This window comes from Rubripirellula reticaptiva (assembly GCF_007860175.1).
In the GTDB taxonomy this organism is placed as follows: domain Bacteria; phylum Planctomycetota; class Planctomycetia; order Pirellulales; family Pirellulaceae; genus Rubripirellula; species Rubripirellula reticaptiva.
Window position 1 is genome coordinate 352,924 of record NZ_SJPX01000005.1, and the last position, 14,040, is coordinate 366,963.

Genomic DNA, 14,040 nt, shown 5'->3' on the forward strand with positions numbered 1-14,040 from the left:
GAAATCGTGGATGTCGACACGACGCCTTTCGATCGCACTACTTGTTCTCGGTATCACCGGTGCCGCCGCTTCCGATTCGGCTAGCGCTTGCTGCTTGACCGACTGGCTGTTCGGCCGCACGGCAACGCCGTACTCGGCTGGCTATGCGCCGTACGGTGCCAGCTACACGCCGATTGGCTCGCCACAAATACTAACGACTCCGATTGGTTCGACGCCCTATTCGGCCGGTTACGCACCCAACTACCCCGCCAACTATGCGTCGGGCTACACGGCATTGCCGCTGACACCGCCGGCGTACTCGAGCGGTGTTTTCCAAGCTCAGCGCCCCGCTTATTACGACAATCCATCGGTCTACACGGGATTGCCGACCGCAGCCAATGCGCAAGCGGCTTATAGCGTGCCGATCACCAGCAATTATCGCGGCGGCATGGCTGCATCGGCTGGCAACATCGGAGCTGCCAACACGTACCCGAACAGTGCGTATTCATCTGGCATGCCGATCAACAGTTCGTACGCCAGCCCTTACTCGGCAAATTACCAATCGGCCGCACCAGCATCGATGCTGCCGACGACGCAAGTGACACCGCTTTTCCCACCGCAACAGCAACCGGTCCGCAGTGGGCTGTCACGCTTCTTTGGCTCGATTTTCGGGACTAACTACAACAGTTCGTACTACCGTGCGCCGGTGACTTACTATCGTCCCGTCACGTCGGTTGATCCGATGTTAGGCACCACCGTAACGGTGCAACGACCTTGTACCTCAACGATCACGCAAGTCCAACGGACGCCGTACAGCAGCATGCTGGCCACTCAGCCAGCACCAATTTACGGGCAACCATCGTCGGACTGCCAGACTCAGCCCGGCATGTACGGACCAAGTGGATATTCGCAAGTGAATCCCTACGGTCAACAAGCGATCGGCGGCGTGGGTCAAGCCAGTGCGATCGGCACTTCGCCTAGCCAATTCACGGTACCAATTCCTTCAACCGCTCCGTCCCTACCAAGCGACTACGGTTATGGGAACAGCAACCAACCAACGGTATCACCGCTGACGGGATCACCATCAGATCCGCGTCCTCAATCAGGAGCCGGCGATTTGGCACCGATCGATCAGCCGCGACTTGATTCCTATCAGCGCAGCGAGACGAGTTCGCGTCAGGACTACGACTCAGACTACGCTCCAGCCCCGCCTAGCTATTCGGCGCCTAGCTATTCAGCACCGAATTACTTGGACCCGCAGCCGTCGGCAGCACCGACGCCTACGGAAACTCAGCCACGCGAAGCTGCACCGAAATCGTATTGGCAGCTGCAAGACGCCGACGATTCGACAGCGATGATCCGCGCCGAAACTCAGCCACGCGCCACCGCAACAGCACCGCGTTTTTCGGCACCGCGAGACCCAGCCAGCTTGACGCTTCCCTCGTTCACCGCCGCCGAACCAATTCGTGCGCCGGGTAATGAGCCGTCGCCGTTCGAGTCTCTCGATGCTACTCGCAGTGGTGTTTCGCGAGCAAACTTCGAAGCACCACCTCTGCCGCCGGCACGATCCTATCCGCCAGCCGACGCCAACAGCGCGTCGAGCCGATCGAAATGGCAAGGCACACCAGCACGCGAAGTCGCGCTCGTACGAAACGAAACTACGCGAAACGAAAACGCAGTCCGTCCGGCTGCCGCCGCTCCGAAACCCAAAGCCGAACCGAAGCGTGATTCACGTTGGTTCACAGTCCAACCGTAACGACCGGCTGATACTCGCCAAGTCGCAAGTCTTACTTGCTTGCGATGATACGAATGGCGGCCGGCAAAGCTTCGCACTCTAAGTCGAACACCTTTGCAGCCAGCGAATCTGGTGTATCGCCTGGTTTGACCGCACACCATCGCTGCAGAATGATAGGGCCGTTGTCGTAGTGGTTGTCCACATAGTGGACCGTACATCCACTGACCTGGACGCCTCGATTGATCGCCGCTGTGTGAACGCGACTGCCGTACATCCCCGGCCCACCGAATGCGGGCAACAACGAGGGATGGATGTTGATCACGCGATTGGTAAAGTCGTCCGGGACCAAGACGTGCTTTAAAAAGCCCGCCATCACAACGATTTCCGCCCCGCACTTGCGAACAGGATCGAACATCGCCCGACAGTAATCGGCGGAATCGGGATGATCTTTTTTCAAGATCACTTCGGTCGGAATACCGGCGTCACGCCCCACGTCGACCCCGCGCACCTTGCCGCTGCTGCTGATCACTAACCGAAGGTCGATTGGCAACGCATGCTGATCACGATGCACGATCAAGTTTTCCAGCGTCCGACCGCCACCGCTTAGAAAGACGGCAACGGAAACAGGCTTCGCTTGCTCGCTCACGCTTTCACCACACGAACGTAGACCTTGCCCGATTCAGTATCGACTGGCGTGACGCCTTCAATTTCGCCGATCGACAATTTGTCGGCGAGTGTTTCACCAGCGATTAGTTTGCCGTGCTCTTCGACTGCGGCGGTCACGTCGGCTTCGTCCGTGACGATACCGACCTCAATCCGATCGGTGTACTCGCAGGCGATTTCCTTGCGTTGACTTTGGATGGTACGGATCAAGTCCTTTGCCACCCCTTCACGGCGAAGTTCGTCGGTGACTTCCGTATTCAGCACGACCACGCACTGATTTCCCTGGGCAGCCGCCCATCCATCGCGAGCCTGCAAGCGAACCTCAATATCGTCGCTATCCAGGCGAACTTCGCCGCCCGGCAATTCGAGCGATACGAAACCGGCCGTCGAAAGCTGATGCAGAAACTCGTTGCCGTCCGCTTTTGACAAAGCTGCTTTGACAGCCGGAATTTGCTTGCCGACTTTAGGACCGAGTCGCTTGAAGTTTGGCACCACGGTGTACTGAACGTACTGGTCGCCTTCGGTCGTGTAGTGGACCTCTTTGACGTTCAATTCTTCGCGAACCAGTTCGTCGTGGTTTTGCAACCAAGCGATCCGTTCATCGCTGGTCAGCACGACTTCGACTCGCGACAACGGCAAACGAACTTTCAGCTTTGCTTCGGCACGCGCGGCACGCCCAAGCGACGCGATCTCGCGCAGCAGAGTCATCGACGCCGACAGATCTTCGTCGATACGATCGGTCATCTCGACCGGATAGTCGCATAAGTGGACGCTCTTGCGAGCATTGTCGCCAAACGGTGCCGCCAAATTTTGCCACAGCGTTTCAGACAGGAATGGCACGAACGGAGCGACCAATTTGGCCAATTCCAATAGCGTTTCGTACAACGTCCAATACGCGTCGGCTTTGTCTTGCGAGTTGGCATCCGAAGCCCAGAACCGATCGCGGCTTCGGCGAACGTACCAGTTACTGAGTCCATCGACCAACTCGGTAATCGCCTTGCACGCGTTGTAGTTATCGAGCGCGTCCATTTTTTCGGTCACCGTTCGGATCGTTTGATTCAGTTCCGACAGAATCCAACGATCGATCTCACTGCGCTGCGATGCATCGCGATACGTCGGCGCACTGGCCAGCGATGCTGGCGAAAGTTGATCATCGGCACCGACCGCGGTCGTCGGATCGAATCCGTCGATCTCGGCGTAGATCGCTAGGAAGCTGAACGTGTTCCAGGTTCGCAACAGGAACTCGGGAATCGAGTCCTTGATTGCCTGTTCCTTGTACTGGATCGCGGTCCAAGGGGTTTGCTTGCTGAAGAAGAACCAGCGAAGCGCGTCGGCACCGTACTTGTCAAAAATCTCGTTTGGCTCGCGGAAGTTCTTGTCCTTCTTGGACATCTTTTTTCCGTCTTCGCCAAGCATCAGCCCCAGGACGATACAGTTGCGAAACGGGATCGGGAAATCAACATCGTCCATCGCGGCAATCGAGTTCGCCGGCGTCGGCGAAACGCCGGATTCCGTTTCGTTGATCGACGCGCCTTCACCGAACAACATCGTGCTGATCGCCAACTGGCTATAAAACCAACCACGCGTCTGGTCGAGTGCTTCGCTGATGAAGTCAGCCGGGAATTGGTCGCGGAACTGTTCGTCGTTCTGGTGTGGCCATCCCCACTGGGCGAATGGCATCGCACCGCTGTCGTACCAACAGTCGATGACTTCGGTGACCCGTTTCATGCGAGCCCCGGCGGCGAACGGCGAATCATAGGTGACCGCATCGATGTACGGTTTGTGAACACGCAGATCGTCAACCAATTCGGGGTTGTCGGCCTTGGCCGCCAACCAAACGTCATCGCCAGTCATCCCGGGTTTGGCAAGCAGTTCGTCGTAGTTGTCGATCGCTTCGCCACGACCGGTTTCTTCGCAGACCCAGATCGGCAGCGGCGTGCCCCAGTAGCGTTCTCGCGACAAGGCCCAGTCGACGTTGGATTCCAAAAAATTTCCGAACCGACCATCACGAATGTGTTCGGGTTGCCAACCGATCTTTGAATTGTTCTTCAACATCAGTTCGCGAAACTTGGTGGTTCGAACGAACCAACTGCGACGGGGATACTGGATCAAAGGGTCCTCGCTAGCGCGCCAGCAGAACGGATACTCGTGCAGATACTGCTCCTGCATCAGCAGCTTTCCAGATTCCTTCAGCAACCGGATGATTGGTTTGTCCGCATCCTTGACCCACGTGCCTTTCATCGCCGGAAACTCGTCCGTGAATTTTCCGTCCGGGCCAACCGCACACAACAGTTCGGGACCGCTGCCTTCGGTGAACCGTTTCTGTTCGGCGACCAAAACCTCGTGGTCAACTTCGCCGAACGCCGGCGCTTGGTGGACGATGCCCGAACCAGATTCGGTCGTGACAAATTCAGCCGCGACCACGCGCCAATACAGCGACTCGGTATCGCCGCCCACGGCAAGCTTGCCGATTGGATTGCCGGTCGTTTTGACATAATCGTCAAAGGGCGGTTGATAACGACGACCGATCAGCGAAGCGCCACTGATTTGTTCGACCGGTTCGAGTTCTCGTTTCAGTTTTCCGGCGATCGTGTCAACCAACTTGGTCGCCATCACCAACTCATTGCCGGTTTCCGGGTCACGGACGACACTGTACTGGACGTCGGTCGGATGAACCGCGGCGAACATATTGCTGGGCAGCGTCCACGGGGTGGTCGTCCAAACCACCAGCGAGCGGTTGGTCGGCTCGCCCGAATCGCTTAGCAGCGGGAACAGAACATAGACGCTGGGGTCGGCGACTTCGCGGTAGCCCTGTCCGACTTCGCCGGCCGACAGAGCGGTTCCGCCTTGGGCCCACCACCACACGATCTTGTGACCTTGGTACAGCAGTCCTCGGTCGAACAGATTCTTCAGACTCCACCAAACGCTTTCGACATAGCTTTGGTGATAGGTGACGTAGGCTTCGTCCAGATCGACCCAGAAACCCAGTCGCCGAGTCAACGTTTGCCACTGTTGCATGTAACGCCAAACACTTTGTTGGCATTTTTGGATGAACGGTTCTTCGCCATAGGCTTCGATGTCTTCTTTGGAATGGACGCCCATTTCTTTGCCGACTTCGACTTCAACGGGCAAGCCATGCGTGTCCCAACCGGCTTTACGATTGCAACGGAATCCCTTCATCGTTTTGTAACGAGGAAAAACATCCTTGATGCTGCGCGTCAAACAGTGCCCAGGGTGCGGCATGCCATTGGCGGTCGGCGGTCCTTCAAAGAAGACGAACGACGGCCCGTCCGCACGAGCGGCCAGCGATTGAGCGTAAATGTCATGCTCGTCCCAGAACTTCAGGACGTCTTGCTCGAGCGATGGGAAGTTCGGGCTGCCGGCAGGGGCACGAAGAGGGCTGGGCATGAGTGGCTAAGAAATGGGTGATCGGGACGTGGAATTGCTAATATTTGATGAAGAACGACGCTAGGCCTGTGTCAGGATCTGGGCCTAGCGACCATGATTGTACGGTCAAAAGTCGGCAGCGCCCGCCCCTGCTTGAATCAACTTGCCCATGCTTGCTCCGTCATCCAAAACACCGCTGCCGGTCGATCTTTTTGACGCTTCGGCGTCGGCAAGACGCAAGGTGGCGGTCGGGACGATCGTCATCGCGGTAGCCGTTGCCGCAATCACGGGATCAGTCTGGGGCACCGTCGCTGCAGTCGCCTTGACCGTCATCGGCGTCGGTTACTCGGTACAGCGGTCTCTGGTCGCTCACGAAAATCAAGTTCAAAGCACGCTGCATCGCTACCGCCAGGAAGCCAACCATGCCCAAGATTGCTTGGCCAGGCTTCAGCAGGATGCCGAGCAGACGACGTCGGCGATGCAAATGATGCGAGAAGGGGTGATCCTGCTGTCGCATGACGGCCGAATTTTGTTGATCAACCCATCGGCATCCGATTTGTTGGCGGTCGCATGTGAATCCAAGGTCAAAGGTCGGTTGCTTAGCGAAATCGTGCGGATCCCCGAATTGGCAAAAGGAATCGCCGTCGCCGGTGCAAGCGATGCATCGCAAGAGCTGCTGCTAGAGATTGCTGTTCATGACTTGCTTCGCCCGGTCAAGGTTCACATCGCTCCGATCGCTTCGCAATCCGAGACTCGGTTGCTGGTGACCCTGCGAGACGAAACCGAAACGAACCAAGTCGACAAATCGCGGCGTGAATTTGTCGCCAACATTTCTCACGAACTGAAAACGCCCCTGGCCGCAATCAAGGGGTACGCCGAAACGGTCGAGTTGGCGATCAAGGATGACCCGACCGCGGCAATGCACTTCATGAGCCAGATCCAAGTTCAGTGCTTGCGTTTGGAACGGCTGATTGCCGACATGATGCAGCTGGCCCGAGCCCAAGCGGGGCGAGCTCACCTGAAAATCCAAACCGTTGAACTTGCCGAAGTGATGGCTGAGTCGATGCGTTCAAACGAACCCGTCGCCGAAGCGAAACATATTGATTTGCAGTATGAAGCTACCGAAGTGGCGGATGTGCTGAGCGACCGTGAAGCGACTCTGACGATTGCCAACAACCTGATCGGAAACGCGATCCGCTACACCCCCAACGGCGGTAACGTTCACGTCAGCCTCCGTGACGCGGGCCGCATGGTCGCGATCGTGGTCCAGGATGACGGCGTCGGAATCTCGGCGGGCGAACAGAAACGAATTTTTGAACGCTTCTATCGAGTGCAAAATTCCCGCACGTCGCGCGACGATGGCACTACAGCGATGACTGAAGGCACCGGCATCGGGCTTTCGATCGTCAAGAATCTGACCAACGCACTTGGCGGCGAAGTTCGACTGACCAGCCATCCGGGTAAAGGCGCACGCTTCGAAGTGCTGCTGCCCAAGTCGAACAGCGATCCGTCGAATTGAACACTAAAACCTAGCAGCCCTGGCCAGCGTCCCTGGGTGGTGGTACCACACTGCACGTTCGTGCATCCGAACAACCATGGATAGCCCCCGAATGGCAAATATGAAGGCTGGCACACGAACAATTCACGAAACCTTCACTGAAATACAGCCCTCGGTGAGGGTGCGGGAAATTGATTCTTCGTTCACCATGTGACCTTCCGGCAGAAGAAAGATTTACAGTTCCTTTCTCATCGCTCGAGGCTCGCAAATGGAAACCGGCACCACCTTCCCGATGCCCTTCTCGCCCGCTCACAAAGCCAGCGTGATAGACCAAGCTGAAAACACCATGTCGAAAACCAAAGTACTGATCGTCGAAGACTACCGGCCACTAGCCGAGACGTTGGAATACCAACTGCAACGAGCCGGCTACGAGGTTTCGCGAGCAGCCGACGGTCGCGAAGCGATCAAGCAGGCCAAGCTGCAACTGCCCGACGTTATCTTTTTGGATGTCGATCTTCCCATTCTCAGCGGCGTCGATGTTTGCAAGCAACTTCGAGCTGATCCGACGACCAAGGACACGCTGATCTTGATGCTAAGTGCGCTGGGCGAAGAGTCCGATCAAGTCGTCGGGTTTGCCGTCGGTGCCGATGACTATGTCGTCAAACCTGTTGAAAGCTACAAAGTGTTGTTGCAGCGTTTGAAGGCTCTGCTGCGTCGACGTGAACCAGCGTTCGAAGAAAGCGACCAAGTCGAACATCACGGCGTCATGATCGACCGACGACGGTTCGTGGCCAGCATCGACGGAACCCAACTGAAGCTAACCAAGAGCGAGTTTCAGTTACTTGAAACTTTGATTCGCCAGCCTGGACGAGCCTTCGGACGAATCGAGTTGGTCGACGCCGCACTTGGCGAAGACACGATGGTTCTTGAGCGAACGATCGACGTTCACGTCCGCGCCCTTCGCAAGAAGATGGGCGACGCAGCCGATTTCATCGAGACGGTCCGCGGCATCGGCTATCGATTCCGCGAGTAAAGGTTGGCCGTGGACGCCATGAACGCTAGCTGTTAACGCCGTTTCCAACTTCGATCGCCATCGATCGGCTGGGGTGAATCACGGGAACCATCTTCGTTCCCGGGACTTCAACCAAGACACCCTTCTGTCGCACCGTTACAGCGATGCCACCTAGGAAGAACAGGAACATGTGGACCATCGGGATGATCAACACGTCCTGGAACATGCCGTTAGCGAAGTAGGCGATCATCGTCCCCAACAGAATCAGTCCAACAAACCGAGCTTCGGGTTTCTTGGCTGGCTCGCGAACCAGTCTCCATCCGGTACCGATCAAGCAAACGATCCAGCCGCCAAACAGCGACAGTCCCACCAGACCGGTGTCCACCAACACTGACAAAAAAACGTTGTGTTGGTTGTACGGCCGCGCTATCTCAAGCGGCAACTCATAACTGCGGTCGCTGTGGTAAGGCGCGTTGTGACAGTAGTATCGTCCGAATCCGTGGCCAACGATCGGCTTGTCTTTGAACATTTCATAAGCGACCACGGCCAGCAACGGTCGCAAGGCCATCGACTTCTGTGCGTCCGCAGCCGACAAGTTCTTGTCGCGTTTCATCTGCACGAGTTGATCTTTAAGCCCCATCACAGACGCACCGCCAAGCAACAGAACTCCCATCAAGCCCAGCACGCGGACCCAGCGTGGCGAGTAGACCAAGGCCACCAATCCAACCGCGCCAATCCCGCCCATCCAGGCACTTCGAGTCAGCGTCGCATAGACGCCCATCAACAACACGCCAACGATCGCCGCATAAACCAACTTGGCTCGGCGTGGTGCATAGACGAAGCCAATGCTAGCCGCCGCCACCCCAACGCTAATCACAAAGCCGTTGCCCGACGGGTTCAACAGTGGCCCGCGACCGCGACCAAAGAACTCCCAAACCTCGCCGTCGACGATGTAATGCGGAAAGACAAATGCGTGATGACTGGTCACTTCCAGCACGGCGGTGATGGCGAGGTACAGACCCAGCCCAATTCCGCCCATCGTCAACAATCGAACGTCTTGCTGCCGAATCTCGACCAAGCGTGCGATCGCGTACATACCGGCTGGCATCGCGATATAGAACAACCAACGTGCCGTTGGCGAACTGCCATCCGGTACCACTCCGCTGCCGATCGTACGCACGAAAAACCATCCCACGATACCGACGACCATCCAGTCGATTCGCGTCAGCTTAGGGAAATCTAACGCGCCGGTGCGCCAACCGATCGCCGCCACACCAAACATCGCTCCCCAAAGCACGCGATCCAAACTGATTTGGATCGGACCATTGATGGCGAAAAATGCGGGGCCAAACACCGTGCCAACGCCCAGCACCAGCATGGCGATGATGACCAGACGTGCCGACTGCAGGACTGGAACCAACCAAACCAATGAGGCGACGCAGAACATCGCAATCAGGAATTCCATGACTTTGATCCGTTTACGAAGCCGACGGTTGAGTCGGAGGCAGTGAAGAAGAAGAAGAAGAAGAAGAAATCGGCGACCTCTTACGCTGACTCGAAGGCGCGCGACCACCAGTCAGCAGAGCCAACGCGCGAGGTGCAAATCGATTCAGGACGACAACCGCCCAATAGCATCCAATCAAAACGATCGGTGTCAAAATCCAGCATGAATAGTCGTGGTCGATCAAACGATCGCTAATTCGATGGGCGACTGCTCGCAGCGGGAACTCATGCACCAAGTAAACGAAAAATGATCCGCCCGACAATCGAATGATCCAGGGCCGACGCAACCGCCAAGCGGTCGCAAACAAAGTCACGACGCCAACCAAAATCGACGCCTGATGCAGCAGCAGGTCAATCAAGTTGTGATCGTCGGCATACCAAATATCAAAATCGGCTCGAACACCCATCCGGGCCGCAACCAAACTGGCCCACAACAGCCATCCGGTCGCGACCAATCTGCCCGACGATTGGCCGACGCCTTCGATCAAGTGAAAGTTTGAAACAGCGACGCACCCGAGCGTAAAGAACAATAGCGTTTCCATTTGCAACAATCGCCAACCAGCAACCATAGGAAACACCTGCGCATCGAATACCCAAGTGATCATGATCGCACCAACGAAAACGTCTCGGCAAAGGCGACGCTGACAACACCAGCGAATGATCGGCGCGATTGTCACCAACACCATCAAGTCACGCAGGAACCACAGTTGTTCGGCAGGCGGTCGCAGCAACCACATCCGAACGAATTCGGCGGCCGTCATGTCGATCGGCTTACCTTCGACGCGGCGAACCAACAACCAAAACACCATTGCCAACGATGCGACGATGAAGAACGGAATCACTACGGTACGAATTCGTGAAGCAAATTTGGTTCGATAACTTAAAAAAGTTCCGTCGTCGCTGCGAAAATAAAACAGCCCGGCGGCGAAAGCAAAGACAGGAACGGCTACTCGTGCGATTCCGCCGAACCAAAATTCTTGGGCCACCTGGTTCCAAGTCGCCACCGCAACGCTGGGCTGATCGGGAATGTCCGACTTGTAGTGGATGCCAACAACCAAGATCGTCGCCAACAAAGTGACGACCGAGAATGTCTGCTTAGCTTCGATAGACAGGTCTTTGTCCACCAGCGAAAATCCAGTTCAACAATACGAATGATGACGAATGAAGCGACTGCAACGATAATTCGACGCAAAAACCCCACAATCAATGAAACATGATCACCGACTATCAGAAACCTAGGTCACGCAAACGCCCAGCGCACGACTGAATGCGACCTCGGAAACGACTAATTCACGTCAGCTTGGACAGTGATTCAGTCGGTGATGTTGCCTTTGCAGTGACTTCGGTATCCTGGGAGATCGACAAGACGCCCGCGAGATCACTTCATACTGCCAGGATCACTGATGACCGCATCGCCAACCCCAAGTTTGACGTCAAGCCCCGAGTGGAAATCGCTTCAGAAGCACTTCGACGCGATCAAGAACGTTCACTTGCGTCAGATGTTTGCCGACGATCCCCAACGCGGACGCACCATGACCGTCGAAGGATCCGGTCTGTACCTGGATTATTCCAAAAACCGCGTTACCGCCGAAACCATCAGCTTGTTGATCAGGCTAGCGGAATCGGTTGACTTGCAAGACCGCATCGAAGCGATGTTCACTGGCGAAAAGATCAACCTGACTGAAGGTCGCGCAGTCCTACACACCGCACTGCGAGCCCCGGCCGGATCGACCGTCATGGTGGACGGCGTCAACGTGGTTCCGGAAGTCCACGCAGTGCTTGATAAGATGTCGGCGTTCTGCGACCGAGTTCGCAGCGGCGACTGGAAAGGCCACACCGGCAAACGCATCCGTAACATTGTCAATGTTGGCATCGGCGGATCGGATCTAGGACCAGTGATGGCGTACGAGTCGCTACGGCACTTCACCCAGCGCGACATGACCTTCCGTTTCGTCAGCAACGTCGACGCAACCGACTTTGCCGAAGCCACCGTCGATTTGGATCCTGCCGAAACGTTATTCATCATCGCGTCAAAAACGTTCACGACGATCGAAACGATGACCAATGCCGACACCGCGCGAACATGGTTGATCGAAGGAATGGGCGGCGACAAGTCAGCCATTCCGAAGCACTTTGTGGCGTTATCGACCAACGCAGAAAAGGTCTCTGCGTTCGGCATTGATACCGCGAACATGTTCGAGTTCTGGGACTGGGTCGGCGGACGCTATTCGATGGAATCGGCGATCGGACTGTCCACAATGTTGGCGATTGGGCCGCAAGCATATCGCGAAATGCTCGGCGGCTTTCACGAAATGGACGTCCACTTTCGAACCACGTCGCTGGACAAGAACCTGCCGGTTCTGATGGGCATGCTGTCGGTTTGGTATTCGAATTTCTTTGAGTGTGAAACGACTGCGGTGCTGCCTTATGAACAGTACCTGAAACGCTTTCCCGCGTATCTGCAACAGTTGACGATGGAAAGCAACGGCAAGTTCGTCACGACGGACGGCGGCGAAGTCGATTACGAAACCGGCATGATCTACTGGGGCGAACCGGGAACGAACGGGCAACACTCGTTCTATCAATTGATCCACCAAGGCACGCGACTGATTCCTTGTGACTTCATCGCGTTTGGCAAGTCGCTGAACCCAATCGGGCCGCACCAAGACATCCTGATCGCAAACGTGCTGGCGCAAAGCGAAGCACTGGCGTTTGGTAAAACGGCCGATGAAGTACGTGCCGAAGGAACCGAAGAGTGGTTGGTGCCGCACCGAACATTCAAGGGCAACCGTCCGTCGAACACGATCCTGGCCGACGCAATGTCGCCGCGAATGCTCGGCCGCTTGGTTGCTCTGTACGAGCACAACGTGTTCGTGCAAAGCGTCGTCTGGAATATCGACGCGTTTGACCAGTGGGGCGTCGAACTTGGCAAGGTTTTGGCCAAAAACATCATTCCAGAACTCAGCACATCGGCATCCGCCGAACTGAACCACGATTCATCGACGAACGAACTGATTCGGCGATACCGTTCGATGAAGTAAGGATTGGAGAGCGCACGAAAAGCAGGTTCGGGATATCACTCTCCCCCATGGGAGAGTCGGACGCGGAGCGGGAGGGTGATTTTGAGATGGACAGTGCCGGAGTGATTCCCAAAAAAGTCCCTAAGCAAAATGAAGCAAGGCCGGGGGCAGAAGCACCTTCGATTCGAAGCTGCGTCCGCCACCGGCCTTGGTTGCATTTACATTGCCAGGACTTGGCGACCTGTTTGACTACCGAACCGCTGGCGCGGATGGATTAGCTGCTTGTTGTGGCGGCAAATCGACCGGCGCGACAAACTTGTCTCGCAAAATCTTCCAGTTCGCCGGTGGCTTTTCAGGAACAAAGTTGTTCATGAACACACCGAGTGCTGCACCGATGCTGTTTCGTTTGACGTCGGTGAATTCGTACTGGTCCCACTTCGGTGCCGTCTTGAAGTCAAAGTTGGGTGCGTACATTTTCAACGCTTGCGGCAGAAACGTGTTCGCCTCGAGTGCGATTTGAACCAATTTGTACTGAGCACGATCTTCTTGGCGTTTCGGCCAAGCTTCGATCAACACGATGCCAGCGGTTCCGGCATCGACTTGGCGAATCCAATAACGTTGTTGGATCTGAGCCGCGTCAAGATTAAAGACGAATGGCAGTGGGCTGCTGATGATGTTCTTGCCCTGCATTTCGGGCGGCAAGTCTTGGATGCGGCATTCTTCTTTACTGCGGTCCATTTCGATCAGTTGTTGACCGTTGCAGACCCAGTGTTCGCCGTACTGTCCGGTTTGTGGTTTGTAATGTGGTTTCTCGCCGTCCATGCCGGCAAAGAAAACCAGCTGGTCGACGCGAAAGAGTCCACGGTCAGGTGCAGCGTACTTCAACACTCCGTCTGCTCGCGTCGCATGTAAACCGGCCGGTGCGGCAAACATGTCAAAGTGCCAACGCGTGAACTTACACTCCAGCGTCTTGGTTCCTTGGCTCTGTTGCTGCCAAGCCAACAGGACTCGTTGCAGTTGTGCGTTGGCTTCAGGCGTCAGAGTGAATGGTGCCGTCGGAGCTGCATTCTGGGTCGCCGGTGCTGCTTGAGCTTGGGCTGCCGATGCAACACGAGGTTGACCGCCACCGTCGACTGGCCGCTGTGCATAGCTAGGCACATTGCCGGCCTGTTGAGCGCAGAGGGTGGAAGCCGAAACAAGAATCGCCATTCCAGTGGCAAGGGTTCGTCGCATCATCCTTGAC

At 56.2% G+C, this 14,040-nt stretch carries 9 protein-coding genes; 4 read left to right on the top strand and 5 right to left on the bottom strand.

From position 1 onward, the window contains the following. Positions 1-10 precede the first annotated feature (10 nt). Positions 11-1,735: a hypothetical protein gene (locus tag Poly59_RS22455; protein WP_146536352.1), complete on the top strand. Its 1,725-nt coding sequence runs from the start codon at positions 11-13 to the stop codon at positions 1,733-1,735. A gap of 31 nt (positions 1,736-1,766) precedes the next feature. Here Poly59_RS22455 and purN read toward each other — a convergent pair whose 3' ends face one another. Both purN and ileS read right to left on the bottom strand, forming a co-directional pair. Beyond that, positions 1,767-2,360: a phosphoribosylglycinamide formyltransferase gene (purN, locus tag Poly59_RS22460; protein ID WP_146536353.1), complete on the bottom strand. Its 594-nt coding sequence runs from the start codon at positions 2,358-2,360 to the stop codon at positions 1,767-1,769. Continuing rightward, entirely contained in the window at positions 2,357-5,785 is a 3,429-nt protein-coding gene (gene ileS / locus Poly59_RS22465; RefSeq protein ID WP_146536354.1) for an isoleucine--tRNA ligase, read from the bottom strand. Before ileS ends, purN begins: the two co-directional genes overlap by 4 nt. Before the next feature lie 148 nt (positions 5,786-5,933). Here ileS and Poly59_RS22470 point away from each other — a divergent pair, with 148 nt between their 5' ends. Together Poly59_RS22470 and Poly59_RS22475 are read left to right on the top strand one after the other, a co-directional pair. Beyond that, a complete protein-coding gene (locus Poly59_RS22470) occupies positions 5,934-7,283 on the top strand; it encodes an ATP-binding protein (RefSeq protein ID WP_146536355.1) in 1,350 nt (449 codons plus the stop codon). Between the two features lie 325 nt (positions 7,284-7,608). Then, positions 7,609-8,295, top strand: coding sequence for a response regulator transcription factor (locus Poly59_RS22475; RefSeq protein ID WP_146536356.1), 687 nt, complete (start codon positions 7,609-7,611; stop codon positions 8,293-8,295). A 25-nt stretch (positions 8,296-8,320) separates the two neighbouring features. Here the strand turns inward: Poly59_RS22475 and Poly59_RS22480 are convergent, their stop codons facing one another. Next, positions 8,321-9,739 (bottom strand): O-antigen ligase family protein, encoded by a 1,419-nt coding sequence (locus Poly59_RS22480; RefSeq protein ID WP_146536357.1) that lies wholly within the window; start codon positions 9,737-9,739, stop codon positions 8,321-8,323. Between the two features lie 13 nt (positions 9,740-9,752). Then, the gene (locus tag Poly59_RS22485; protein WP_186776453.1) at positions 9,753-10,901 is read right to left on the bottom strand and encodes an acyltransferase family protein; all 1,149 of its coding nucleotides are present in this window, start codon (positions 10,899-10,901) and stop codon (positions 9,753-9,755) included. Positions 10,902-11,180: 279 nt separating this feature from the next. Here Poly59_RS22485 and pgi point away from each other — a divergent pair, with 279 nt between their 5' ends. Further along, on the top strand, positions 11,181-12,818 hold the full coding sequence (gene pgi, locus Poly59_RS22490) for a glucose-6-phosphate isomerase (RefSeq protein ID WP_146536359.1): 1,638 nt from the start codon (positions 11,181-11,183) through the stop codon (positions 12,816-12,818). A 228-nt stretch (positions 12,819-13,046) separates the two neighbouring features. Here the strand turns inward: pgi and Poly59_RS22495 are convergent, their stop codons facing one another. Further along, positions 13,047-14,033 carry a TIGR03009 domain-containing protein gene (locus Poly59_RS22495; RefSeq protein WP_146536360.1) on the bottom strand — a complete coding sequence of 329 codons (987 nt, stop codon included), beginning with the start codon at positions 14,031-14,033 and terminating at the stop codon, positions 13,047-13,049. Between the last annotated feature and the right edge of the window lie 7 nt (positions 14,034-14,040).

Coding starts and splice junctions, on each gene's coding strand:
- Poly59_RS22455 (WP_146536352.1), top strand. CDS start 11: ATGTCGACACGACGCCTTTCGATCGCACTACTTGTTCTCGGTATCACC.
- ileS (WP_146536354.1), bottom strand. CDS start 5,785: ATGCCCAGCCCTCTTCGTGCCCCTGCCGGCAGCCCGAACTTCCCATCG.
- Poly59_RS22470 (WP_146536355.1), top strand. CDS start 5,934: ATGCTTGCTCCGTCATCCAAAACACCGCTGCCGGTCGATCTTTTTGAC.
- Poly59_RS22475 (WP_146536356.1), top strand. CDS start 7,609: ATGTCGAAAACCAAAGTACTGATCGTCGAAGACTACCGGCCACTAGCC.
- Poly59_RS22480 (WP_146536357.1), bottom strand. CDS start 9,739: ATGGAATTCCTGATTGCGATGTTCTGCGTCGCCTCATTGGTTTGGTTG.
- pgi (WP_146536359.1), top strand. CDS start 11,181: ATGACCGCATCGCCAACCCCAAGTTTGACGTCAAGCCCCGAGTGGAAA.
- Poly59_RS22495 (WP_146536360.1), bottom strand. CDS start 14,033: ATGATGCGACGAACCCTTGCCACTGGAATGGCGATTCTTGTTTCGGCT.